The sequence below is a fragment of the Streptomyces sp. DSM 42067 genome (assembly GCF_055792885.1).
In genome coordinates, this window is record NZ_CM147706.1 from 3,677,351 (window position 1) to 3,700,526 (window position 23,176).

Annotated in this window: 21 protein-coding genes and 1 tRNA gene; 9 read left to right on the forward strand and 13 right to left on the reverse strand. The window is 71.7% G+C overall.

Annotated elements, in window-relative coordinates:
- The first annotated feature begins 26 nt into the window (after nt 1-26).
- Nucleotides 27-368, forward strand: a complete 342-nt coding sequence (locus tag ACSMXV_RS17045) for a hypothetical protein (protein WP_473178444.1) — start codon at nt 27-29, stop codon at nt 366-368.
- 33 nt (nt 369-401) lie between these two features.
- Here the strand turns inward: ACSMXV_RS17045 and ACSMXV_RS17050 are convergent, their stop codons facing one another.
- From ACSMXV_RS17050 to ACSMXV_RS17060, 3 genes are all read right to left on the reverse strand, one after another.
- Nucleotides 402-1,127 (reverse strand): RDD family protein, encoded by a 726-nt coding sequence (locus tag ACSMXV_RS17050; protein ID WP_473178445.1) that lies wholly within the window; start codon nt 1,125-1,127, stop codon nt 402-404.
- A gap of 132 nt (nt 1,128-1,259) precedes the next feature.
- Complete coding sequence (locus tag ACSMXV_RS17055) at nt 1,260-2,879, reverse strand: RDD family protein (RefSeq protein ID WP_473178446.1); 1,620 nt, start codon at nt 2,877-2,879, stop codon at nt 1,260-1,262.
- A 127-nt stretch (nt 2,880-3,006) separates the two neighbouring features.
- A complete protein-coding gene (locus ACSMXV_RS17060) occupies nt 3,007-4,377 on the reverse strand; it encodes an FAD-binding oxidoreductase (protein WP_473178447.1) in 1,371 nt (456 codons plus the stop codon).
- Nucleotides 4,378-4,474: 97 nt separating this feature from the next.
- On the opposite strand from ACSMXV_RS17060, the gene ACSMXV_RS17065 reads away from it, so the two are divergent.
- Nucleotides 4,475-6,001 (forward strand): tetratricopeptide repeat protein, encoded by a 1,527-nt coding sequence (locus ACSMXV_RS17065; RefSeq protein ID WP_473178448.1) that lies wholly within the window; start codon nt 4,475-4,477, stop codon nt 5,999-6,001.
- An 8-nt stretch (nt 6,002-6,009) separates the two neighbouring features.
- Here the strand turns inward: ACSMXV_RS17065 and hppD are convergent, their stop codons facing one another.
- Entirely contained in the window at nt 6,010-7,164 is a 1,155-nt protein-coding gene (gene hppD / locus ACSMXV_RS17070) for a 4-hydroxyphenylpyruvate dioxygenase (protein ID WP_473178449.1), read from the reverse strand.
- 123 nt (nt 7,165-7,287) lie between these two features.
- Between hppD and ACSMXV_RS17075 the strand changes: the two genes are divergently transcribed.
- The 5 genes from ACSMXV_RS17075 (at nt 7,288) to ACSMXV_RS17095 (ending at nt 11,731) form a co-directional block, all read left to right on the forward strand.
- Nucleotides 7,288-7,758 carry an Lrp/AsnC family transcriptional regulator gene (locus ACSMXV_RS17075; RefSeq protein WP_473178450.1) on the forward strand — a complete coding sequence of 157 codons (471 nt, stop codon included), beginning with the start codon at nt 7,288-7,290 and terminating at the stop codon, nt 7,756-7,758.
- Nucleotides 7,759-7,796: 38 nt separating this feature from the next.
- A complete protein-coding gene (locus ACSMXV_RS17080) occupies nt 7,797-8,444 on the forward strand; it encodes an ABC transporter permease (protein ID WP_473178451.1) in 648 nt (215 codons plus the stop codon).
- Nucleotides 8,437-9,789, forward strand: a complete 1,353-nt coding sequence (locus ACSMXV_RS17085; RefSeq protein ID WP_473178452.1) for a betaine/proline/choline family ABC transporter ATP-binding protein — start codon at nt 8,437-8,439, stop codon at nt 9,787-9,789. Before ACSMXV_RS17080 ends, ACSMXV_RS17085 begins: the two co-directional genes overlap by 8 nt.
- Nucleotides 9,790-9,965: 176 nt before the next feature.
- A complete protein-coding gene (locus tag ACSMXV_RS17090) occupies nt 9,966-10,736 on the forward strand; it encodes an ABC transporter permease (protein WP_374064401.1) in 771 nt (256 codons plus the stop codon).
- A gap of 35 nt (nt 10,737-10,771) precedes the next feature.
- Entirely contained in the window at nt 10,772-11,731 is a 960-nt protein-coding gene (locus ACSMXV_RS17095; RefSeq protein ID WP_473178453.1) for a glycine betaine ABC transporter substrate-binding protein, read from the forward strand.
- Nucleotides 11,732-11,828: 97 nt separating this feature from the next.
- Here ACSMXV_RS17095 and ACSMXV_RS17100 read toward each other — a convergent pair whose 3' ends face one another.
- From ACSMXV_RS17100 to ACSMXV_RS17110, 3 genes are all read right to left on the reverse strand, one after another.
- On the reverse strand, nt 11,829-12,617 hold the full coding sequence (locus ACSMXV_RS17100; RefSeq protein ID WP_473178454.1) for a S16 family serine protease: 789 nt from the start codon (nt 12,615-12,617) through the stop codon (nt 11,829-11,831).
- A 147-nt stretch (nt 12,618-12,764) separates the two neighbouring features.
- Nucleotides 12,765-13,880, reverse strand: coding sequence for an o-succinylbenzoate synthase (menC, locus tag ACSMXV_RS17105; RefSeq protein ID WP_473178455.1), 1,116 nt, complete (start codon nt 13,878-13,880; stop codon nt 12,765-12,767).
- Nucleotides 13,877-14,800: a chorismate synthase gene (locus ACSMXV_RS17110; RefSeq protein WP_473178456.1), complete on the reverse strand. Its 924-nt coding sequence runs from the start codon at nt 14,798-14,800 to the stop codon at nt 13,877-13,879. The genes menC and ACSMXV_RS17110 overlap by 4 nt, the downstream gene beginning before the upstream one ends.
- 108 nt (nt 14,801-14,908) lie before the next feature.
- On the opposite strand from ACSMXV_RS17110, the gene ACSMXV_RS17115 reads away from it, so the two are divergent.
- Entirely contained in the window at nt 14,909-16,558 is a 1,650-nt protein-coding gene (locus ACSMXV_RS17115) for a PucR family transcriptional regulator (protein WP_473178457.1), read from the forward strand.
- Between the two features lie 176 nt (nt 16,559-16,734).
- Here ACSMXV_RS17115 and ACSMXV_RS17120 read toward each other — a convergent pair whose 3' ends face one another.
- The 5 genes from ACSMXV_RS17120 to ACSMXV_RS17140 form a co-directional block, all read right to left on the reverse strand.
- Entirely contained in the window at nt 16,735-17,376 is a 642-nt protein-coding gene (locus tag ACSMXV_RS17120) for an IclR family transcriptional regulator (protein WP_473178458.1), read from the reverse strand.
- A 386-nt stretch (nt 17,377-17,762) separates the two neighbouring features.
- On the reverse strand, nt 17,763-19,562 hold the full coding sequence (locus ACSMXV_RS17125; protein ID WP_473178459.1) for a DEAD/DEAH box helicase: 1,800 nt from the start codon (nt 19,560-19,562) through the stop codon (nt 17,763-17,765).
- A 116-nt stretch (nt 19,563-19,678) separates the two neighbouring features.
- On the reverse strand, nt 19,679-20,059 hold the full coding sequence (locus tag ACSMXV_RS17130; RefSeq protein ID WP_473178460.1) for a type II toxin-antitoxin system death-on-curing family toxin: 381 nt from the start codon (nt 20,057-20,059) through the stop codon (nt 19,679-19,681).
- Nucleotides 20,056-20,256 carry a hypothetical protein gene (locus tag ACSMXV_RS17135; RefSeq protein WP_473178461.1) on the reverse strand — a complete coding sequence of 67 codons (201 nt, stop codon included), beginning with the start codon at nt 20,254-20,256 and terminating at the stop codon, nt 20,056-20,058. Before ACSMXV_RS17135 ends, ACSMXV_RS17130 begins: the two co-directional genes overlap by 4 nt.
- Nucleotides 20,257-20,307: 51 nt before the next feature.
- Entirely contained in the window at nt 20,308-21,891 is a 1,584-nt protein-coding gene (locus ACSMXV_RS17140) for an MFS transporter (RefSeq protein WP_473178462.1), read from the reverse strand.
- A 279-nt stretch (nt 21,892-22,170) separates the two neighbouring features.
- Here ACSMXV_RS17140 and ACSMXV_RS17145 point away from each other — a divergent pair.
- Nucleotides 22,171-22,242 (forward strand) — tRNA-Cys (locus tag ACSMXV_RS17145).
- Between the two features lie 139 nt (nt 22,243-22,381).
- On the opposite strand, the gene ACSMXV_RS17150 is transcribed toward ACSMXV_RS17145, so the two are convergent.
- On the reverse strand, nt 22,382-23,167 hold the full coding sequence (locus ACSMXV_RS17150) for a carbonic anhydrase (protein WP_473178463.1): 786 nt from the start codon (nt 23,165-23,167) through the stop codon (nt 22,382-22,384).
- Nucleotides 23,168-23,176: the final 9 nt, after the last annotated feature.

A 23,176-nucleotide genomic window follows, 5' to 3' on the forward strand; every position in this document is an offset into this window, starting at 1 on the left:
AACCCCATCCCGAGGACGGATACGTCATGCCTCGTCCGACCGCCGCACAGCTCGCCTACGGTTCCGCAACCGTTGTCCTCTGCACCCTGGCCATGCTGCTGTTGTCACAGACGAGTTCGGGCGTGGGAGTGACGGTCATCGCCCTTGCCGCGCTCGGCCTCGGCCTTCTGGTCGCCATGACCGTGTCCCAGCCGAAGACGGTGCGTTCCGCCGTGAACGCGAAGTCGGGCGGGGCTCCGGCCCGCACGCCCGCTTCGACCTCTGCTTCCTCCCCTGCCACCGCTCCCGCCCGATCCGCGCCCGTGGAGCGGGTGCCCGTGCGGCACGCCGCCGCGCACGCGAGCGCCGAGCGCGTACACCAGCGCTGACTGCCGCTCCGGCCGGCCGGGTGCCGGCGAATCTCAAGGGGTGGTGCTGACCACCACCGTCTTGGCCGCCTTGTCGTGCAGACCCTGCTTGTACGGCTTGTCGAAGTAGCTCCAGCCGCCGCAGATCACCGTCCAGATGCAGTAGCAGCAGAAGGCGAACGGCAGCCACAGCACGGCCGCCCGGACGAGCGACGTCTGCACACTGGGCGTCGAGCCGTCGCTGAGATTCGCCACCCGCATCTTCATCCACTGCTTGCCGAGGGTCTGACCCGACCTGGCGATCATGAACGTGTCGTACGCGATGTAGAGCACGGCTGCCAGCACCGCCCGGCCGTACAGAGGGCCGGCGTCGACCTCGTTCTCGGTCACGTAGACCTCGTTCAGCCCGAACCCCCACGAGATCAGCCCCACCACGATGCCGACGATGATCATGTCGATGATGCGGGCCAGCGTGCGCCGGGCGCTGTCGGCCAGCGGGGGCATGCCCGCCAGCGGATCCTCGCCGCCGTAGGGGCCACCGCCTCCATAGGGCGGCGGGGGCTGCTGCCCACCGCCGTACGGGGAGCCGCCACCGGGCGGCGGCGGAGCGCCGTAGGGGCCGCCACCCCCCTGCGGGGTGTCATACGGAGAGCCACCCTGCGGAGTGTCGTACGGGGAACCGCCTTGCGGGGTTTCGTCCCCCGAAGGCGGCTGCTTCTTCCTGAACGGGTCGTCTTCCGGCGGCTGGCCGGAACCGGAGGGCGGCGGTTCGGTGCTCATGGCCCGAGTCGACCGCGAACCCATCGGGTCCGCAATGGGCGGGCCGCCGTCCGGAGTATCCGGACGGCGGCCCGCCCTGTCAGCGGACTTCTCAGCGGTGCCGGGGGCGTGCCTGAACTTCCCCTGGGCCGCTTAGCCGGCCACGAACGTACGCGCCGCCTTGTCGTGCCAGCACTGGCGCCACGGCCGGTCGAACAGGCCCCACAGGACGCCCACGACACCGATCACCAGCACGCCCGGGACGCAGTACACCAGCCAGCGGCGCAGCGCGGCGCCGAACGAGGGCGGCTCGTGCGCCTCGATGTCCCGCACCTCCAGTCCGCACAGCTTCTTGCCGAGCGTGCGGCCCCACTTGGCGGTCGGCAGCGCCTCGTAGGCGACGCCGAAGAGGAGGAGGAGGCCCAGGACGATGCCGAGGTAGCCCGCGGTGGTGCCGTCGATCAGCCAGACCGTGACCGTCTCACCGGAGAGCTTCGCGGCGTCGATCTTGGCGTCGATGTGGTCGATCGCCTTGCCGACGAGCGGCACGGCGACCGCGGCGGTCACGGCTCCCGTCACGACGGTGTCGATCAGCCGTGCCGCGAACCGCTTGCCGAGGCCCGCGGGACGCGCCGAAGCCTGGGCCTGCGCCGCGGCCAGGAACGGATCCTCGACCGGCGGCTTCCACGGCGCGACCGGCTGCTCGCCCCCGGCCGCGGACGCCGCCGGACCGGACTCGGGCTGCGCAAGCCGGTGCACCTGCTGGGCCCAGGACGGCTGTCCGCCGCCGGGCCCGGAGGTCACCGGGGAGGGCCCGGGCGGGCCCGGCTGCGGCTGCACGGCGGGGGTACCGGTCGCAGCGCCCTGCCGCGGAACGGAGTGCTGGCTGGCCGGGGCGGACGCCTGCTGGGAGGCGGACGGCTGGGGAGTGGCCGGCCGAGGAGCGGACGGCTGGGGAGCGGATGGCTGCGGAGAGGCGGGGGCAGGGGAGGAGGCCGCCTGGGCCGCGCCCCGTTCTCCGGCCGGACCGGTGAGCGCCCGGATGGCCATGGTGCCGTCGGTGCCCGGTGCGGCGGCCCCCGTGTTCTGGCCGGATCCCGCACCGGACGCGCCGTCCGCGGGCTTGGCGGCACTCCCTGCTCCGGCGCCGACGGGCCGTCCCGGAACGGCGGGGCGGCGGAACTTCACGGTGCCGTCCGTCGGCGGCTCGGGTGTGCCGCCCGGGCCCGCGTCACCGCCTGCGGCCGGGGCGGAGCCCGCCGCCGGGCCGGGCTTCAGGGCGCGCATCCGCATGGTGCCGGGGGTGCCTCCCGTGCCCTCCGCGCTCTGCTGCTCCTGAGAGGGGCGCGGCGTGTGGGGGCCTGCCGGCTGCTGGGAGCCCCAGGAGATGCGGCGGTCCTGGTCACCGCCGAAGCCGGTCTGCTGGGACGTGTCGGCGCCCCATGCCGAGGCCGGCTCCGGCCTGGTGCCGTGCTGTGCGTCTCCCGGCGTCGCCCTCGGGGCGCCCGGCTCCTCGTCGAGGAAGAACGGACCGGTCTCCTCCGCGCTCGGCAGCGCCGGGGAGGAGGCGGGCGCCGGGATCTGAGCAGGCGCCGGGGCCCGGGTCACCCCCGGGGGCGGGGGCAGCGGCTCGCCGTCGCTGGGCGCCGGACGGCTCGTACCGGGCACCCAGGCAGCGCCGTTCCAGTACCGGACATAGCCGGGGATGGACGGGTCCGGGTAGTAGCCTTCGCGGGGCCTGTCGTCGCCGGGGGCCGGAGTTGGGGCGCTCATGCCGTCGTCCCGTATCTGCTCGAGGGCTGGAGTTGGGGTCCACATCTATCAGACCGGCGCACGCTCCTGGGCGGGTCCCGCGGGAAGCACCCCTTTTCGGGCACACCGCGGGACGCCGGCAGGGGCCTCAGAAGAGCTTGCCCGGGTTGAGGATGCCGAGCGGATCGAAGGTCTGCTTGATCGCGCGCTGCATCTCCACCCCCACGGGGCCGATCTCGCGCGCCAGCCACTCCTTCTTGAGGATCCCGACGCCGTGCTCACCGGTGATGGTGCCGCCCAGTTCCAGGCCGAGCGCCATGATCTCGTCGAAGGACTCGCGGGCGCGCCGGGACTCGTCGGCGTCGGCGGAGTCGAAACAGACCGTGGGATGGGTGTTGCCGTCCCCTGCGTGGGCGCAGACACCGATGGTCAGGCCGTACTTCTCCGCGATGCGCTCGACGCCTTCGAGCATCTCGCCGAGGCGGGAGCGCGGCACGCAGACGTCGTCGATCATCGTGGTGCCCTTGACGGCCTCCAGGGCGGTGAGCGACAAACGGCGGGCCTGGAGCAGGAGTTCGGACTCGGCGTGGTCCTCGGCCGGTACGACCTGGGTGGCGCCGGCGGCCTCGCACAGCAAGCCGAGCGCGGCCAGGTCGGCGGCCGGGTCGGGGGTGTCGAACGCGGCGAGCAACAGGGCCTCGGTGGTGTCGGGCAGGCCCATGTTCGCGAAGGCGTTGACGGCCTGGATGGTCGTACGGTCCATCAGCTCGAGCAGGGACGGGACATGGCCGCCCTCCATGATCTTGCACACCGCGTCGCAGGCGGCGGCCGCGGAGGCGAACTCGGCGGCCAGCACGAGCTGCTGGGGCGGCTTCGGCCTGAGGCCCAGGACGGCTCGTACGACGATGCCGAGGCTGCCCTCGGAGCCGACGAACAGCCGGGTCAGGTCGTATCCGGCGACGCCCTTGGCGGTGCGGCGGCCGGTGTGCATGAGCCGGCCGTCGGCGAGGACGACGTCGAGCCCGAGGACGTACTCGGCGGTCACCCCGTACTTCACGCAGCACAGGCCGCCCGACGCGGTGCCGATGTTGCCGCCGATGGTGCACATCTCCCAGCTGGAGGGGTCCGGCGGGTAGTACAGCCCGTGTTCGCCGACGGCGCGGGAGAGGGCTGCGTTGACGACGCCCGGCTCGACGACCGCGATCCGGTCGACCGGGCTGATCTCCAGGATGCGGTCCATTTTGACCAGGGACAGCACGATGCAGCCGTCGGTGGCGTTGGCGCCGCCGGACAGGCCGGTGCGGGCGCCCTGGGGCACGACGGGGACGCGCAGCTCGGTGGCGGTGCGCATGACGTGCTGCACTTCCTCGACGGTGCGCGGCAGCACCACGACGGCGGGCTCGCCCGCCTCGCAGAAGCTGGCCATGTCGTGGGCGTAGGAGGCCGTGATGTCGGGATCGGTGAGGATCGCCTCGGCCGGCAGACCTGCGCTGAGGTGTTCGACGAGAGTACGGCTCATGATCACAGCGTGACACTCGCAGCCATCGGTGTGAACCCGTCGGCGAGGCCGTTCGTGTGGCGGGGATGTGATCTTCATATTGGCGCACAGTTGCGCCATGGAGATCGAAAACGGACAGCAGGTTCCGCCGTCCGGGGCCGGGCGGCAGCAGGTTCCGGCGGCGGCTGAGACCGCACCGGGGTCAGCGCCCGGGATCATGCCTGAGGGCCCGGCGAAGCCGTCGCGGCGCCGGCGCCTCTCCCGCATCGTGAAACGCGCGCTGGCCGTCGCGGTCGTCGGCGGCGTGGTGACCGGCGGTGTGGTGATGCTGGTCCCGTGGCTCCCGGGGCAGCGGGACGAGGCTCCGCTGCCCGCGCCGGGACCCGGCCCCGTCACGCGGGCGGCGACCGCCCTGGGCGCGGGGGTGCCCGCCTCCACGGCCGATCTGACCGCCCTCATCGACGACCGCGTGACGCATCTGCGCACGAACCCGAAGGACGAGGAGTCCTGGGCGGTGCTCGGCGCCGCGTACGTCGAGCAAGGGCGGCAGACCGCCGACGCGGCGTACTTCCCGAAGGCCGAGAAAGCGCTGTACACGTCGCTGAAGACGAAGCCGGAGAAGAACGTCCAGGCACTGGCCGGGCTGGCGACCCTCGCCTACGCCCGCCATGACTTCCGTGCGGCGAAGGAGTGGGGCGAGCAGGCGGTCGAGCTGGCTCCCAAGCGGTGGACGACGTATCCCGTGCTGATCGACGCGTACAGGCGGCTCGGCGACATCGAGGCCGCGGGCAAGGCGCTGGAGACCATGAGCGGACTGAGCACCTCAGGGTCGTCCGGGGCGGCGGTGAAGATCGCTGCCGGGCAGGTGTACCGGGACCGGGGGTGGCGCGAGGACGCGGCTGCGGCGCTGGCGGACGCGACGGTGCTCGCCAGGACGCCGGCCCAGGAGGCCGTGAGCATGCACCGGTCCGGGGAGCTCGCGTGGGAGCGCGGATATCCGGCCCAGGCGCTGCGCTACTACGAAGCCGCGCTGCGCGCCGACCCCGGGCACCATGCGTCCCTCGCCGGGAAGGGCCGCGCGCTGGCGGCACTGGGCCGGACATCGGCGGCACTGAGCGCGTACAGGAGCGCGATCGCGAAGCAGCCCGCGCCCGAATACGCCCTGGAGCTGGGCGAGTTGTACGAGTCGCTGAACGACGAAGAGTCCGCCGGGGCGCAGTACGAGGCGCTGGACGCCCGTGTGCGGCACGACGGCGAGGGCGGCGTCAACGACGAGCTGACCCTCGGCCTCTTCGAGGCCGACCACGGGGACCCGGCGGAGGCGGTCCGGCGGCTGCAGGCGGAGTGGGAACGGCACGGGAGCGCGCAGGCCGAGGATGCGCTGGGGTGGGCGCTGCACCGGGCCGGTGACGACGAGGAGGCCCTGAAACACGCGGTCAAGGCGATGGACCAGGGGCAGATCAGTGCGTTGTTCGCCTATCACCGCGGGGAGATCGAGCGGGCTCTGGGGCGGTACGGGGCGGCGCGGCGGCATCTGCAGCAGGCGTTGCGGATCAATCCGTACTTCTCGCCGCTGCTGGTGCCTCGGGCCGAGGCGGCGTTGGCGGAGTTGGGGGAGCCGGCGTTGACGGCTCCCCCGAAGTGAGACCCGGGCTACAGGTTGCCCCTCCGTGCCTGTTCCCTCTCGATCGCTTCGAACAGCGCCTTGAAGTTGCCCTTGCCGAAGCCCATCGAGCCGTGGCGTTCGATGAGTTCGAAGAAGACCGTCGGGCGGTCCTGGACCGGCTTGGTGAAGATCTGCAGCAGGTAGCCGTCCTCGTCGCGGTCGGCGAGGATCTTCAGTTCCCGCAGGGTCTCGACGGGCACGCGGGTGTCGCCGACCCACTCGCCGAGCGTGTCGTAGTACGAGTCGGGGGTGTCCAGGAACTGGACGCCCGCGGCCCGCATCGTGCGTACCGTCTCGACGATGTCGTTCGTGGCGAGCGCGATGTGCTGGACGCCGGGGCCGCCGTAGAACTCCAGGTACTCGTCGATCTGCGACTTCTTCTTGCCGACGGCCGGTTCGTTGATCGGGAACTTGACCTTCAGCGTGCCGTCGGCGACGACCTTCGACATCAGCGCCGAGTACTCGGTGGCGATGTCGTCGCCCACGAACTCCTTCATGTTCGTGAAGCCCATGACCTTGTTATAGAAGGCCACCCACTCGTTCATCCGGCCGAGTTCGACGTTGCCGACGCAGTGGTCGATGGCCTGGAAGGTGCGGCGGGCCGGGGGCTCGACCAGGGGTTCGGCGGCGACGAAGCCCGGCAGGTACGGGCCGTCGTAGCCGGAGCGGTCCACGAGGGTGTGGCGGGTGTTGCCGTAGGTGGCGATGGCGGCGAGTACGACCGTGCCGTACTCGTCCTTGACGTCGTGCGGCTCGACGATGCCGCGGGCGCCGTGCTCGATCGCGTACGCGTAGGCGGCGCGCGCGTCCGGCACCTCGAGGGCGAGGTCGATCACGCCGTCGCCGTGCTCGGCGACATGCCCGGCGAGGAAGCGGCCCCAGTCGGTCGTGGCCTTGATGACCGAGGTGAGGACGAACCGGGCGGAGCCGTTCTCCAGGACGTAGCTCGCCGTTTCGCGGCTGCCGTTCTCCGGTCCTGAGTACGCCACGAGCCTCATGCCGAAGGCCGTGGAGTAGTAGTGGGCCGCCTGCTTGGCGTTGCCGACGGCGAAGACGACTGCGTCCATGCCCTTCACCGGGAACGGGTCGGCGTCGCGCGCGGTGGTCGGGGTGGAGTGGAGAGGTGCAGAAGTGGCTGCCATGGCAGCAGGCTCCACCCGCTCCACAAGGTGCGCAATAGTTCGCAGTTCTGCTGGTCAATGTGCCCACCGTGACGCCAAGATGGCCGGGCGTTCTGTACAGGATGACCATCCTCGGAGGCCGGCATGGCGATCGATCATCTGGACGGCAGGCTCATCGTGCTCCTCGCCCGGGAACCCCGGATCGGAGTTCTGGAGGCCTCGCGACGGCTCGGGGTGGCGCGCGGCACCGTACAGGCCCGTTTGGACCGCCTTCAGGCGAATGGCGTCATCCGCGGATTCGGCCCCCAGGTGGACCCGGCGGCGCTCGGCTATCCGGTGACGGCGTTCGCGACGCTGCAGATCCGGCAGGGGCAGGGCCCCGAGGTCAGGGCGCATCTGGCGACCGTCCCGGAGGTGCTGGAGCTGCACACGACGACGGGCAGCGGGGACATGCTGTGCCGGCTGGTCGCCCGGTCGAACGCGGACCTCCAACGTGTGATCGACCGGGTTGTGGGTTTTGATGGCATTGGCCGGGCTTCCACGGCGATCGTCATGGAAAACCCCGTTCCATTGCGGATCATCCCGCTTGTGGAGCAGGCGTCGGGAGACTCCTGACGCGGGCACCCTCCGGTGCCAGGGCAAGGTGAGACTGGGTGAACTTCTGGGAATTCCTGAGCAGCACCCATCAGCAGCTGCTCACGGACGCTTACCAGCACGCTTCCGCGGTCTTCCAGTGCATGGTCGTCGCGACCGTCCTGGGAGTGCTGATCGGCGTCGCCACGTACCGCAGCGAGTGGGCGGGCAATCTGGCCACGCTCACGACCTCCACGATTCTGACCATCCCGTCTCTCGCCATGATCGGTCTGCTGATCCCGGTCGTGGGCCTGGGCGTTCCGCCGACGGTGATCGCGCTGACGCTGTACGGGCTGCTGCCGGTCGTACGCAACTCCATCGTCGGGCTGCGCGGCGTCGATCCGACGCTGGTCGACGCGGCGAAGGGCATCGGGATGTCGCGGGCGGCGAGGCTGCTGCGGATCGAGCTGCCGCTGGCGTGGCCGCCGATCCTGACGGGCATCCGGGTCTCCACGCAGATGCTGATGGGCATCGCCGCCATCGCCGCGTACGCCTCCGGGCCGGGTCTCGGCAACGAGATCTTCCGCGGCATCGCGTCCCTGGGCAGCGCGAACGCGCTCAACCAGGTGCTCGCGGGCACGCTCGGGATCATCGTCCTCGCGTTGCTGTTCGACGCCGCATACGTCCTCATCGGACGGCTGACCATCCCGAGGGGGATCCGTGCCTGAGACTCCCGACATCTCTGGAACTCCGAGAACCGCGCAGGGATCCGAGGCGGCGGCCGGCGGACCGGGCCGGTCCGGTGCCGCGACGGACAGCGGAGGGGCCGACGCCTCCTCCGCCCACGGCAAGACGGGCGCCACCATCGAGCTGGAGAACCTGACCAAGCAGTACCCCGGCAGCGCCGCCCCGGCCGTGGACAGCGTCAACATGGAGATCAAGGCGGGCGAGATCGTCATCTTCGTCGGCCCGTCGGGCTGCGGGAAGTCCACGACGCTCAAGATGATCAACCGGCTGATCGAGCCGACCGGCGGGCGCATCAGGATCGCCGGCGAGGACGTCACCGACATGGACCCGGTGAAGCTGCGCCGCAAGATCGGCTATGCCATCCAGGCCTCCGGGCTCTTCCCGCACATGACGGTCGCCCAGAACATCGCGCTCGTACCGAAGATGACCGGCTGGTCGAAATCGAAGATCGACGCCCGGGTCGAGGAGATGCTGGACCTCGTCGGTCTCGATCCCGGCGAGTTCCACGGCCGCTATCCGCGCCAGCTCTCCGGCGGCCAGCAGCAGCGCGTGGGCGTGGCCCGGGCGCTGGCCGCCGACCCGCCCGTGCTGCTGATGGACGAGCCGTTCGGCGCGGTCGACCCGATCACCCGCGACCACCTCCAGGACGAGCTGATCCGGCTCCAGCGCGAGCTGCACAAGACGATCGTCTTCGTCACCCACGACTTCGACGAGGCCATCAAGCTCGGCGACCGGATCGCGGTGCTGCGCGAGCGCTCGCGGATCGCGCAGTTCGACACCCCTGAGGCGATCCTGACCAATCCGGCGGACGACTTCGTGTCCGGTTTCGTGGGCGCCGGTGCGGCGTTGAAGCGGCTCAACCTGACGCGCGTACGGGATGTGGAGATCACCGAGTATCCGACGGTGAAGATCGACGACCCGCTGCAGGACGTCTTCGACAAGCTCCGTTCGGGGAGTACGAACGAGATCCTGCTCCTCGACAGGCGCGGCCGCCCGTACAAGTGGCTGCGCCGCGGCGACCTGATGCGGGCCAAGGGGTCGCTGGCCCGGGCGGGGACGCTCGTGGCCGACACGGTGACGCGGGACGCGACGCTGCGGGACGCGCTGGAGGCCGTCCTCACGGACAACACCGGGCGGGTCGCCGTCACCGGGCGGCGCGGCGAGTACACCGGCGTCGTCGACATGGAGACGCTGATGAACTCCGTCCACGAACTCCTCGAGGCCGACCGGCTCGACGCCATCGAGCACCAGCACCACCTGGAGGAGGTACGCGCCCACCAGACGCATGCGGACCAGGAGGGCGACGGCGGAGGGGCGAGGGCGTGAGGCGCGTTCCCGGCGACCGTGACACGAGGCCCCCCAAGGAGCGCGGGACGCGGCTTCCGAAGGACCGCGACACGAAGCTGCCCCAGGACGAGCTGCCCGGCACCGGGCTTCCCGACGGCGAGCGGGACTATGAGGAACTCCTGGCGCGGGAGGAGCGCGCGGCTGAGCAGCAGACGCTGGGCGCGGCGGCGGTACGCGCCCGCGAACCGGCCCGGGTGACCTGGCAGAAGCTCACCTACCTGCCCGCGGTGGTCGCGGCCGTGCTGCTCGCCACCTGGATCTGGTTCGCCACCGCCGACCTGGACCCGATCTCCAGGAACGCGCTGGCGGAGGGCGTGGTGTGGCTGCGCCTGCGCCAGCACGTGGCGCTGACGGTGATCTCCACCTTCTTCGTACTGATCATCGCGATCCCGCTGGGCATCCTGCTGACCCGCGGAAGGATGCGCAAAGCGGCGCCCTTCGCCGTCGCGCTGGCCAACATCGGCCAGGCGACCCCGGCGATCGGCCTGCTGGCGCTGCTGGTGATCTGGCTGGGAATCGGCCAGAAGGCGGCGCTGATCGGCATCATCATCTACGCCGTGCTGCCGGTGCTGTCCAACACCATCGCGGGCCTGAAGGCCAACGACCCCACGCTCATCGAGGCGGCACGCGGCATCGGCATGTCGCCGCTCGGCGTGCTGGGGAAGGTCGAACTGCCGCTGGCGGTCCCGCTGATCCTCGCGGGTGTACGCACAGCGCTGGTGCTGAACGTGGGCACGGCGACGCTCGCCACGTTCGGCGGGGGCGGGGGGCTCGGCGACCTGATCAGCACCGGCATCACCAGCCAGCGGATGCCGGTGCTGATGCTCGGCTCGGTCCTGACGGTCGCGCTGGCGCTGCTCGTCGACTGGCTGGCGTCGCTGGCCGAACTGGGACTGCGGCCGCGAGGTCTGGAGGTGCGGCGGTGAGGCGGCGACGGATGCGTGTGGGGATGCGTGGGCGGATGCGCGGGGTGGCAGCCGTCCTGGTGACCGGTGCGCTGCTGGCGGGGTGCGGCCTGGCGAGCGGCTCCCCCATGACCGACGACGTGGAGCCCGGCTCGATCGGGCAGGGCAAGCCGCTCCAGGGCGCGGATCTGACCGTGACCTCCAAGGAGTTCACGGAGCAGCTGATCCTCGGCGCCATCACGGGCATCGCCTTCCAGGCGGCCGGCGCGAACGTCCTGGACCGTACCGGCATCCAGGGCTCGATCGGCGCCCGCGAGGCCGTCAGGAACGGCGACGCGGACGCGATGTACGAGTACACGGGAACGGCCTGGATCACGCACCAGGGCAATGCAGAGCCGATCCCTGATCCCCAGGAGCAGTGGCAGGCCGTACGGGACGCCGACCTGAAGAACGGCCTGACCTGGCTGCCGCCTGCCGAGCTCAACAACACCTATGCGCTGGCGACCAACCCGGCCAACCTCAAGAAGTACGGCACGCGGACGCTCTCGGACGTGGCGGAGCTGTCGAAGAAGGACCCGGACGCGGTCACGTTGTGCGTGGAGGGCGAGTTCGCCTCCCGCGAGGACGGCCTGCCGGGCATGCAGAAGGCGTACGGGATGGACATCCCCTCGTCCAACATCACCAAGATGGACACCGGGATCATCTACACCCAGATCGCCAAGGGAACGTGCACCTTCGGCGAGGTCTTCACCACCGACGGCCGCATCAAGGCGATGAACCTGACGGTGATGGAGGACGACAAGCACTTCTTCCCCAACTACAACGCGGCACCGTCGATCAACACGAGGACGCTGGAGAAGTACCCGGCGATCGCCGGGATCCTCGACCCGATCACCAAGAAGCTCAACAACACGGTGGCGCAGGAGCTCAACGCGAAGGTGGACGTGGAGGGGCAGGACCCGCATCTCGTCGCGTTGGAGTGGATGGTGCAGGAGGGGTTCGTGAAGGAGCGGTGAGGCGGGGCGGGCGGCCCTGACCAGCGCGGGCCAGCTCCCCTGACCCAGCGCGGGCCGGACCCGGCAGCTCGGGACCGGGGTCAGCTCGGGACCGGGGTCAGCAGCTCGGGACCGAGCCGCCCTTCTCCAGGGCGCGCAGCGACTCGACGGTGCTCTCCAGGGTCGTCACCGGGATCAGCCGCAAGCCCTTCGGCAGTTCGGCCCGCGCGTCCGCGCACTCGGCCTTCGGCACCAGGAAGACCGTGGCGCCGTCGCGCTTGGCCGCCTGGGTCTTGAGGGCGACGCCGCCGACCGGGCCGACCGCGCCCTGGGCGTTGATCGTGCCGGTACCCGCGATGGTGCGGCCACCCGTCAGGTCGCCTCCGCTGCCGTCGCCGTCCAGCTTGTCGATGATGCCCAGCGAGAAGAGCAGCCCCGCGCTGGGGCCGCCGACGTCGGCGAGCTCCAGCTTCACCCGCACCTTGTCCGAATCCTCGTCGAGATACGACAGGGCGGCGTCGGTCGCCGCGTCCTGGGACTTCCGCATCTGCTCCGCGTTGTACTGCTCGATCTCCTCGGTGCTCTCCCCGCTCGGATAGACCGCGTCGACCGGCATCACGGCCTGGTCCGTGCGGAACCAGCCGTCGAGCACGTTGCCCAGCCTCACGTCCGCGTCCGGGCCGGTCGCCGCGATGGTCGTCATACGCAGCTGCCCGGTGGTGTCGCGCGTGGGCGCGCCCGTGATGGTGATCACCGGCCGGCCCTTGTTCTCGCCGAGTACGTCGGCCGTCATCCCGGGCTGCGCCACGGCGAACGGCAGCGGCGCGAGGACCGCGGTCGCGAGCAGGGCCACGACGGGGGCGGCACAGACGGCGACAGCCTTGGGGCGTGAGAGGCGAGAGAGCACAGAGCCAATCTAACGCGGGGGTCGTGGCCGCACCGCTGTGGGCAGTCGTTCCTCCCCCAGCTAACGCTGGGAGGTGCCCCCAGGGCGATGGGGGTCCCCCCATGCCCTTAAGGCAATGGGGGCGGCGGGCACCGTCAAAACATGGGCTCAGCGCCCGGCCACGTACAGCTCACGCCGCGCCGTCGTGAAGCGGCGCAGGGCGTCCGGGAGCGGGTCGATGCCGATGCCGGGCGTACGCGGCACCGGCAGATGGCCGTCCTCCAGTACGAACGGCTCGGTGATGTCCTCGGCGAAATACCGGCTGGAGGCGGACGTATCGCCCGGCAGAGTGAAGCCGGGCAGTGCGGCGAGGGCCAGATTGGGGGCCCGCCCGATGCCGGTCTCCAGCATGCCGCCGCACCACACGGGAACACCGTGCGCCGCCGCGACGTCGTGGATGCGCCGCGCCTCGAGATAGCCGCCGACCCTCGCGGGCTTGACGTTCACGACGCGGCACGCGTCCATGGCGATCGCCGACGCGGTGTCGCGGGCCGAGTGCAGCGACTCGTCGAGGCAGACGGGCGTGGCGATCCGCCGCTGCAGCTGGGCGTGCCCGTGGAGGTTGTTCTCCTCCAGCGGCTCCTCGATGAGCAGCAGTCCGTACTCGTCGAGCCTGCGCAGATGCTCGGCGTCGGCCAGGGTGTACGCCGTGTTGGCGTCGACCTGCAGCGGCAGCCCGTCGCCGAAGCGGTCGCGCACGGCCCGCACCGGCTCCAGGTCCCAGCCTGGTTCGATCTTGAGCTTGATCCGTACGTAGCCCTCGGCGAGGTAGCGCTCCACGTCATCGAGCAGCTCCGGCAGCGAGTTCTTGATGCCGACCGAGACACCGGCGGGCACCCGGTCGTGGACGGCGCCGAGGAAGGTCGCCAGCGGCATGCCGTGGGCCCGCAGCTCGGCGTCCAGCACGGCGGTCTCCACGGCCGCCTTCGCCAGCTCATGCCCCTTGATCTTGGCCATGGCGGGAGTGAGGGCGGCGGCGGTGAGCTCGGCGAGCGCGGCGACGCGCGGCAGCAGGAAGTCGCGGATCACGATCTCGGCGCCCGCCACGAATTCCGAGCAGTACAGCGGCTCGGGGTCGGCCGCGAACTCGGACCAGCCCTCGGCCTCGTCCGTGACGACATGCAGCAGGAACGTGTCCTTGCTGGTCATGGTCCCGAAGGAGGTACGGAAGGGGGTGACGAGCGGGATCGCCACATGGAGCAGTTCGACGCGTTCGAGCTTCATGCCTGACCGGCCTCCCAGGTGGCATCCGGGGTGGCCTCCGGGTTGGCGCGGTGAGGGCCCTCGGGGCCCTCGGCGTCGGGACGGGTGAGCGTGTACCAGCCGTCGCGGGACATCCCCGTCGCCGTGAAGCCCTCGGCGAAGGCCTCCGTGAAGACCTCGCGCACGGCGTGGCGCCAGCGCAGCGCCAGTGCGGGGTCGGCGGCGCGCAGGGCCACGATGTCGTGCGGCACCCGGCAGCGGATCTGTCGACCGTCCGCGGCGCGGGTGGCAAGCGGGCCGCCGTCCGGGGCGCTGTGGGTGACCTCGGCCTGGAGTTCGTCTGTGTCCTGACCGGTCGGGGCATGGCCGGGCGAGACCAGGTCCCACGTCACGGTGAGCCGGTCGCTCTCGTCGCCGTCGTTCACGCCGTCGGCCATGGGCCCGTAGAAGTCGACGAGGTACTCGGTGCCGGTGGCGCCCAGTTTGATCAGGTTGAAGCGGGCGTTGCGGGCCACCAGCGGGTCGAACGTCCAGCGCATCGTGCGGGCACCGCGCTCCAGCCCCCACACCCGCTGCGCCTGCTTCACCGCGTAGCCGACCCCGCGGTCGGAGGCGGCGGCAGCGGCCACGAACGAGTACACGTCCTGCGCGTCGGGCGGCCCGAAGACGGCGACCGACGCCCCGGCCGGCCGCTCCCCGTCGTACGCGGCGTGCACCGCGCCCCCGGCGTGGACCAGGCTGTGCAGCACCTCGGCGGGGTAGGGCGGGGTGCTGCGCGGCGTCTTCCATACGTCGCAGAAGAAGTCGGCCACGGCGGCGATGCCGGTCACGTCGTCGACGGTGCGCACGGTGACTCCGGCCGTGCGTGCGGCGGTGGCCGCCAGGTCGCGTACCGCGGGCATGACCGCCTCGGGGGAGGCGAAGGTCGTCACTCCTGTCATGCCTCCGAGTCTGGAAGGCTCCAGGGGCGGCCGCGTTGTACGCCTGCACAAGATGTACGTAAGGTCCTGTTGCAATCAGCCAAAGCATCGACGTAGGGGTCAACCGCCGTGGACGTCTGCACGCTCGGGGATCTGCTGGACACGCTCGGCGGGTCCACCGTGCGGCTGCTGACCGCGCCCGCGGGCGGGCTGACCGTTCCGGTCACCGAGGTCCTGCTGTACGACGCCCACACGCCGCTGCCCCGCCGCGCGCCGGGTGCGTTGCTGTTGGCCGTCGGGGTGCGCGCTCCCGAGGCCGGACCGCTGGCGGGTGCGGCCGCCGACGCGGGCATGACGGGAGTCGTCGTACGCGGCGACGACGGCCCGGTCGCGGAAGCGGAGACCCATGGCGTCGCGCTGTTGTCCGTGGCCGATGACATGGCCTGGCACCAGGCCCACCTGCTGCTCGCCGCCGCCGTCGGCGCCCGGCCGTCGCCCGCCGGCAGCGGCGCCCCGGCCGGTGATCTCTTCTCGCTCGCCGACGCGGTGGCCGCGGCCGTGGGCGGCGCCACCGCCATCGAGGACCCGCGTCAGCGCATCCTCGCCTACTCGACGGTGGTCGGGCAGACCGTCGACGAGGACCGCCGCCAGGGCATCCTGGGCCTGCAGGTGCCGGGCAGCCCGGAGAACACCGAGCAGTACCGCACCCTCTTCGCCGCCGACGGGCCCGTACGCCTGCCCGCGCTCAACGCCGACAGCCTGCCCCGGCTCGCCGTCGCCGTGCGCGCGGGCGGCGAGACGCTCGGCTCGCTGTGGGTCGTCGACGACGGCACGCTCGCGCCCGACGCCGAGGAGGCCCTCGTCCGGGGCGCGTCCACGGCGGCCCTGCTCCTGCTCCGCGCACGGGTCGCGCAGGAACTCGCCCGCCACCAGCACGGCGAGCTGCTGCGCCGCCTGCTCGACGGCACCGCCGACCCCGCCACCGCGGCGCACCGGCTGGGTTTCGGCCCGGACCCGGACAGCCCGGTGCGCGTGGCCGCGTTCGTCCTCGAGGGTGCCGCCACCGTGCCCGACAGCGAGCAGACGGCGCTGCGGCTGCTGGATCTCGTACGCCTCCAGTACGAGGCGCGCTACGGGCGGCGCGCGTGCGTGCTCGTCGACGGTGTCGTGTACGCGCTGCTGCCGGCGGGCGGGGAGCGGGGAGCGAAGCCGGGCGGAACGGGTGGGGTCCGGGCCGGAGAGCGCGGAGAAGGCCAAGGCGGAGGCCAGGCCGGAGGACGGCACAAGCGGCTCGTCGAGGACATCGTGCGGCAGGCCGGGCAGGCGCTGCGGGTGCCGGTGCGGGCCGGGCTCGGCGAGGTGGTGCCGGGCCTCGCGGAGGTCGCGGCGTCACGGGACGACGCGGACCTGGTGCTACGGGTCCTCGGCCCCGGCCTCCCCGTCGCCACCGTCGACGAGGTGCGGCCCCGCGTCACCCTGCTGCGGCTGGCCGACGTCATGGGCGAGCGGCGGGAGCTGGCCGCGGGCGCGTGGCGCCGCGTGACCGCGTACGACGCCGCGCACGGCACCGACTACGCGCGCACCCTGATCTGCTGGCTCGACGCCGGGTGCGACACGGCGGGCGCGGCCCGGCTCCTCGCCGTGCACCCCAACACCTGCCGCTACCGGCTCAGGCAGGCCCAGCAACACCTGGGGATCGACCTGGACGACCCGGACGAACGGCTGGTGCTGTGGCTGCAGTTGCGGACGCTGGGCGGGCTCAGGGCGTCGGAGCAGTAGGCCGCGTCGGAGCAGTAGGTGGCGTCGGAGCAGTTGGTGGCGCCGGAGCCGGAAGCGAGGCCACGGCGTCCTGCTCTAGGCCCGGCAGGGCGCCGGTGGGCGCGTCCCCGCACCATGGGGGCGCGATGTACGGCCCCCGGGCAGCGAAGCCAGACCCCGCTCCAGGGGCGCGGGCGTCACCGAAGGGCGTCCGCGACCTCCCGGGCCGCGTCGAGGACACGCGGCCCGACCCGCTCCGGCACACAGTCGGACAGCATGACCACCCCCACGCTGCCCTCGATCCCGGTGACCCCGGTAAGCGGCGCAGCCGCTCCGCTCGCCCCGGCCTCCAGCTCGCCATGGGCAAGCGTGTACCCGGGCCCGATCAAAGACCCCTGACGCGCGGCGAGGATCGCCCGGCCCGCCGCGCCCCGGTCCAGCGGGTGCCGGATCCCTGCGCGGTACGCCACGTGGTAGTCGGTCCACGTCGGCTCGACGACCGCGACGGCGAGCGCCTCGGCTCCGTCCACCAGCGTCAGATGCGCGGTCGCGCCTATGTCCTCGGCGAGCGAGCGCAACGCGGGCAGCGCCGCCTCGCGCACCAGCGGGTGGACCTGGCGCCCCAGGCCCAGCACGCCGAGGCCGACGCGGGCCCGTCCGCCCAGGTCACGGCGTACGAGCGCATGCTGTTCGAGCGTGGCGAGCAGCCGGTACACGACCGTGCGGTTCACGCCGAGCTTGGTGGAGAGCTCGGTGACGGTAAGGCCGTGATCGGTGTCGGCGAGCAGTTTGAGGACACGTAGTCCCCGGTCGAGCGTCTGAGAGGTTTCCGCGGTCACGACGCCCACTCCTTAGTGGTGAGGGTCGACGGCCCCTGCGCGGCGGATACATCACCGGTCCCTCGGCAATGCAGTCAGAGGCCGCCGGTCTGCAGCGCCACGGGAGCTCCCCCCGGGCTGGGCACCGGCTGCGCTGCGCGGCGGCGCTGCCACGAAGCGTGTGCGTTGCCGGGAATGTAGCGACCCAGTCCGGTCAGCGGAAGACACCGTCCAGAATCCGGTCAGTAACTGCACATCAGGGCCAGATTTGCCCGAAATGCCCGACTGTCCGCCGCAGTGTTGTGGGCAGTCGTTCCGCTGGGGCGGAACGGGTGGGCACAACACCACGACGGCAGGCACCCTCGAAACGTCGGAGTGCCCCAACTACTGCCGAGCCAGCGGCAGCGTCACCGCATACGCGTAGCCCACTCCTGAACCTTCGCGATCCGCTGCCGCAGCTGCCCCGCCGTGGCCTCCGCACTGGGCGGCCCCCCGCACACCCGGCGCAGCTCCGTGTGGATCACCCCGTGCGGCTTGCCGCTCTGATGGACATACGCCCCGACCATCGTGTTGAGCTGCTTGCGCAGCTCCAGCAGTTCCTTGTGCGTGACCACGGGCCGTCGCTCGGCGGGCAGTTCGATGAGGTCGGCCTCTTCGGCGGGCTTCTTGCGGCTGTGCGCGATCTGCCGCGACTGCCGCTTCTGGAGCAGCAGCTGGACCTGGTCGGGCTCGAGGAGCCCCGGAATCCCGAGGTAGTCCTGCTCCTCCTCACTCCCGGGGTGGGCCTGCATACCGAACTCGGCACCGTCGTACAGCACGCGGTCGAACACGGCGTCGGACTCCAGCGCCTCGAACGGGAGCATGTCCTGCTCCCCCGTGTCCTCGTCCTGCTGCTTGTTCGCCTCGTCCATCTCCTTCTCGGACTCGGCGTACGGGTCCTCCTCGCCCTCCTTCTTCGGCTTGTCCAGGACGTGGTCGCGCTCGACCTCCATCTCGTTGGCGAAGCCGAGGAGGTCCGGGATGGTGGGCAGGAAGACGGACGCGGTCTCGCCGCGGCGGCGGGAACGCACGAAGCGTCCGACGGCCTGGGCGAAGAACAGCGGCGTCGAGATGGTCGTCGCATACACGCCGACGGCCAGCCGCGGCACGTCGACGCCCTCCGACACCATGCGGACGGCGACCATCCAGCGGTCCTGGTTGTTGCTGAACTCGTCGATCCGGTCCGAGGCGCCCGCGTCGTCGGAGAGGACCAGCGTGGCCTTGGTGCCGGTGATCTCGCGGATCAGCTTGGCGTACGCGCGGGCCGAGTCCTGGTCGGAGGCGATGACGAGCCCGCCCGCGTCCGGTATGCCCTTGCGGACCTCGGTGAGGCGCTGGTCGGCGGCGCGCAGCACGCTGGGCATCCACTCACCGCGGGGGTCGAGGGCCGTCCGCCAGGCCTGGGAGACCGCGTCCTTGGTCATCGGCTCGCCGAGCCGCGCGGCGATCTCGTCACCGGCCTTGGTGCGCCAGCGCATGTTGCCGCTGTAGGAGAGGAAGATGACGGGCCGGACGACGCCGTCGCCGAGGGCACTCCCGTATCCGTACGTGTAGTCGGCGGCCGACCGCCGGATGCCGTCGTTCCCCTCCTCGTACGCCACGAAGGGGATCGGGTTGGTGTCGGACCGGAACGGCGTACCGGTGAGCGCGAGGCGCCGGGTCGCCGGCTCGAAGGCCTCGAGGCATGCTTCGCCCCAGGACTTGGAGTCGCCGGCGTGGTGGATCTCGTCGAGGATGACGAGGGTTTTGCGCTGCTCGACGCGGTTGCGGTGCAGCATGGGGCGCACGCCGACGCCCGCGTAGGTGACGGCGACGCCGTGGTACTCACGGCCGAGCGGGCCCGCGCTGTACTCCGGGTCGAGCTTGATGCCGATCCGCGCGGCCGCCTCCGCCCACTGCTTCTTCAGATGCTCGGTCGGCGCGACCACCGTGACCTGCTGCACGACATGGTGGTGCAGCAGCCATGACGCCAGGGTCAGCGCGAACGTCGTCTTGCCGGCGCCGGGCGTGGCGACGGCGAGGAAGTCGCGCGGCTGCTCCTGGATGTACTTCTCCATCGCCCCCTGCTGCCAGGCACGCAGCTTGTTGGCCGTGCCCCAGGGAGCACGGCCGGGGAAGGCGGGAGAGAGGTGGTGGGAGGAGGAGCTGGTGGCGGCGGTGGTAGTCACGGTCTCCGGTTGGGGGTTGGGCGGCTCGGCTACGTATGACGGCCGGGCCACCCTACCGGTGGGCTCACCGGCCCCACGGGTCAAGTGGGCCGCTTTTGGCTCTATTGCGACAGGGGTCACAGCGCTCTCAGCCGGGCCGCGATCAGCCCGGGGTCCCGGACCGCGCCGGACGCCACGTCGACGACCAAGTCGTATGCGGCGTCCTGATCGGCGGACGCCAGGTCGATGCCGTTGACTCCGAGGAACGTGGCGGCCGACAGCCATGCGGTGCGCTTGTTGCCGTCGACCAGCGGATGGTTTGTGGCGATGGCGTGGAGCAGCGCGGCCGCCTGCTCGTACCGGTCCTGAAAGGCGGACCGGCCGTACATGCGCGCACGTGGCCGGTGCACCGCGGACTCCAGCAGTCCTGGCGCGCGTACCTCAGGGGAACGACCGCCGAAGGCGAGGCGGGCGATCTCTGACACCTCGGCGACGGTCAGATGACGGGTCCCGCTCACTCGCCGAGCCTTCGCAGCAGCTCGCGATGGCTGTCGGCGATGCGCTCCGCGATGTGCCGCACCAGATCGCCTTCCCGGTGGAGGTGCTGGATCAGGGCCTCGCGCGCGGCTTCCTCCGGGGTGCGCGCCGATGCGTCGGCGTAGTCCTGGAGCGCCGCCCACTCGGGGCCGGTCAGGGCGAGGGTCAGCTCGTGCATGGCGCGAACCTAGCGAGCGGTCGGCGCTGACTCACGCCTTTTTCTGGCGGTTCACTCCTGCGGGAGCTTTACCGACGCAGGCGCGCCCAGCCGCGTAGCCACCCACGCCCCCGCCAGCGCCACCACCGCCATCGGCAGGAACACCGCCGCGAACGCCGCCGGGTGCGAACCCTGTGCCGCGTCGGCCGCCCCGTGCCCGAGCGTCGCCGCCGCGCCCACCGCCCCGCCGCCCAGCGCGGCGAAGGCCGCGCCACCCGCCGCGAGCAGCAGGACATTGGACAGGCCGTCCGAGATCTGCAGCGCGGCCGAGTTCGCGCCCGCCTCCTCCGGCGGCGAGAGCTTCAGCAGGAGCACGCTGGTGGAGGAGATCACCAGCCCCATGCCGAAGCAGCCGAAGGTCCAGGCGACGGCGACGGTCCAGGCCGGCACCGCGGGTATCAGCACGCTCGGGGCCATCGCGATCCCCGCCGCGACCAGCACCATGCCGAACACCGTCAGCCGCTCCCGGTAGGGCTCCACGCGCGGCCGGGCCTGGACCCAGCTGCCCAGCGCCCACGTACCACCGCCCGCCGCGAGCGACATCCCGGCCATCGTCGGCGACAGGCCGCGCTGGGTCACCAGCATCAGCGGTACGAAGGACTCCGCCGCGATGAAGGACCCGGCCGCTACGCCGCGCAGCAGCACCACGGACGGCAGGCCGCGCGCCGCCCGGCAGGTGCCACGCGGCAGGAGGCCGAGAACAGCCGGGACCAGCAGTGCCGTGCCTGCCACGGCAGGGGCGAGCGAGAGCCACCTCAGGTCCTGGGCCGCGTACTGGAGCAGTCCGGCGCCGAGCGAGATACCGAGCGCCAGCCGTATGCGCCGTCCGTCGAAAGGCGCCGGGACCGCCCCTTCCGGGGGCCCGGACGCCCTGAGCCGTATCTGCGGCAGGGCGAGGGCCAGCGGCAACACGACGAGTACCGGGATGCCGATGAACACCCACCGCCAGCCGAGGTGTTCGGTCACCGCGCCCGCGGCCAGCGGGCCGACCACGGACGGAATCACCCAGCTCGCCGCGACCGCCGCCATGATCGCCGGCCGCAGCCGCTCCGGGTAGGCGCGGCTCACGACCACATACAGCGCGACGATCACCAGCCCGCCACCGAGCCCCTGAACCGCCCTGCCCAGGATGAACAGCCACATCGCACCCGCCGTGCCGGACAGCAGCAACCCGGCGGCGAAACCCGCTATACCGGCCGTCAGCGGCGCCAGCGGCCCGCGCCGGTCCGCCCACTGGCCGGCCAGCACCATCCCGAACAGGCTCGTCGTGAAGTACCCCGAGAACGCGAACGCGTAGAGCGAGACGCCGTCCAGGTCACCCGCGGCCACGGGCATCGCGGTGCCGACCGCGGTCGCCTCGAAGGCGATCAGCAGGACGACCGAGACGATGCCGATACTGAGGGCGCGGTAGGGGCGGCCGAGGACACCCTCACGCTCGCCCGCACCACCGCGGCCGCCGCTGCGGGCTCCGCGGCCCCCGCCCTCGCCGTCTCCCTCTTTCCGGCCACCCCCGCTGTCACCAACGGCAGGGTCGGCCTCGGCAGCGGCTGTGGCAGCGTCGGCGACATCGGTGTCGCGCGGTTCCCGGGCGGTCATGCTCGCAACAGTAAGGGCCATGGCTCCCCATGGCCCCTGTCGGGAGGCCGTGACCGGCTGGTCCGTTGGTCCTACGACCTCGCGCCCGACCTCCCGCCCGGCCTCGTCCACCGATGTCCTCCCTTCGCCAATGTGTCCTTCCATGAACGGCGTATGGCAGCTCCATTGCAGCCCGCGCGCATCTCTTGAGCCCCTCGGAACCCGCCGCCTACCGTCGAGACATCGAGTTCGAGACGTCGGACCCGAGACCTGAAGTTCCAGGTTCTGGAAGTTCGGCAAGGCCGTGTGCCCGAGTGGATTAGGGGCTCGCCTGCAAAGCGAGTTACGTCGGTTCGATTCCGATCACGGCTTCTACCGCCTTGAACACGCAGAACGAAGGGGCGGCACCCTCGCAGGGTGCCGCCCCTTCGTTCGTCCGTCTCAGTTCCCGTCTCAGTTGGCCGGTACGAGCGTCCCGGCGGCTCCCGTCGCCATCCGGCGTGTACGAGGTTCAGCTGATGCGGTGCACCCGCTGGGTGGTCAGCTCATAGCGGGCGCCGACGATGGCCAGCGCACCCGAGTCCACCTTGGCGGCGAGGTCGGGCTCCGCCGAGAGCTGCGACCGGATGAGCCGTATGTTGGCGTCGATCGTCGCGTCGATGCGCGCGTCGCCCTCCTTGCCGCGGTCGATGGCCGGGCTGATCCGGTCGGCCAGGTACTGGATGTGGGCGGGCAGTTCCTCGCCCGACTCGTCCGCCTGGACCGTGGCCTTCACGGCCCCGCACGACTGGTGTCCGAGCACCATGAGCAGCGGGATCCCCAGTTCGAGCACGCCGTACGCGAGGCTGCCGAGCACGGCCTCGTCGAGGACCTGGCCCGCGCTGCGTACGGTCATCAGGTCGCCGAGGCCCTGGTCGAAGACCAGCTCCGGAGGCACCCGGGAGTCGATGCAGCCGAGCACGAGGGCGAAGGGATGCTGACCGGTCGTCAGCGACTGCCGGACGGCGGGCGTCTCGTCGGGATGCTGCTCGCGGAAGGTGCGCCAGCGGCGGTTGCCCGCCGCCAGCTCCCGCAGGGCCTCCTCGGCAGTGGCGGGCCGCTTGCGCGGAGCGGCGGTGAGGGGCGCGGCGGCCGCGGGCGAGGCGCCGGCGGCGAGGCCGGCTCCGAGGACCGCGGTCCCGGTGAGCGCGGCGCGGAGGAGGGAGCGCCGGGCGCGGGGCGTCGCACCGGAGAGCGGGGCGACGGATGCCGTCCGCTCCGGGCGGACGGCTCTGTGAGGTACTGGGTCAGAGTTCACGAAGGGGAA

What these genes read in the sequence shown, in the direction of transcription:
- ACSMXV_RS17060 (WP_473178447.1), bottom strand. Translation starts at nt 4,377, where the DNA reads ATGAGCCGTACTCTCGTCGAACACCTCAGCGCAGGTCTGCCGGCCGAG.
- ACSMXV_RS17110 (WP_473178456.1), bottom strand. Translation starts at nt 14,800, where the DNA reads ATGACAGGAGTGACGACCTTCGCCTCCCCCGAGGCGGTCATGCCCGCG.
- ACSMXV_RS17075 (WP_473178450.1), top strand. Translation starts at nt 7,288, where the DNA reads ATGGCGATCGATCATCTGGACGGCAGGCTCATCGTGCTCCTCGCCCGG.
- ACSMXV_RS17135 (WP_473178461.1), bottom strand. Translation starts at nt 20,256, where the DNA reads ATGCACGAGCTGACCCTCGCCCTGACCGGCCCCGAGTGGGCGGCGCTC.
- ACSMXV_RS17065 (WP_473178448.1), top strand. Translation starts at nt 4,475, where the DNA reads ATGGAGATCGAAAACGGACAGCAGGTTCCGCCGTCCGGGGCCGGGCGG.
- menC (WP_473178455.1), bottom strand. Translation starts at nt 13,880, where the DNA reads ATGAAGCTCGAACGCGTCGAACTGCTCCATGTGGCGATCCCGCTCGTC.
- ACSMXV_RS17055 (WP_473178446.1), bottom strand. Translation starts at nt 2,879, where the DNA reads ATGAGCGCCCCAACTCCGGCCCCCGGCGACGACAGGCCCCGCGAAGGC.
- ACSMXV_RS17050 (WP_473178445.1), bottom strand. Translation starts at nt 1,127, where the DNA reads ATGAGCACCGAACCGCCGCCCTCCGGTTCCGGCCAGCCGCCGGAAGAC.
- ACSMXV_RS17045 (WP_473178444.1), top strand. Translation starts at nt 27, where the DNA reads ATGCCTCGTCCGACCGCCGCACAGCTCGCCTACGGTTCCGCAACCGTT.
- ACSMXV_RS17140 (WP_473178462.1), bottom strand. Translation starts at nt 21,891, where the DNA reads ATGACCGCCCGGGAACCGCGCGACACCGATGTCGCCGACGCTGCCACA.
- ACSMXV_RS17095 (WP_473178453.1), top strand. Translation starts at nt 10,772, where the DNA reads ATGCGCGGGGTGGCAGCCGTCCTGGTGACCGGTGCGCTGCTGGCGGGG.
- hppD (WP_473178449.1), bottom strand. Translation starts at nt 7,164, where the DNA reads ATGGCAGCCACTTCTGCACCTCTCCACTCCACCCCGACCACCGCGCGC.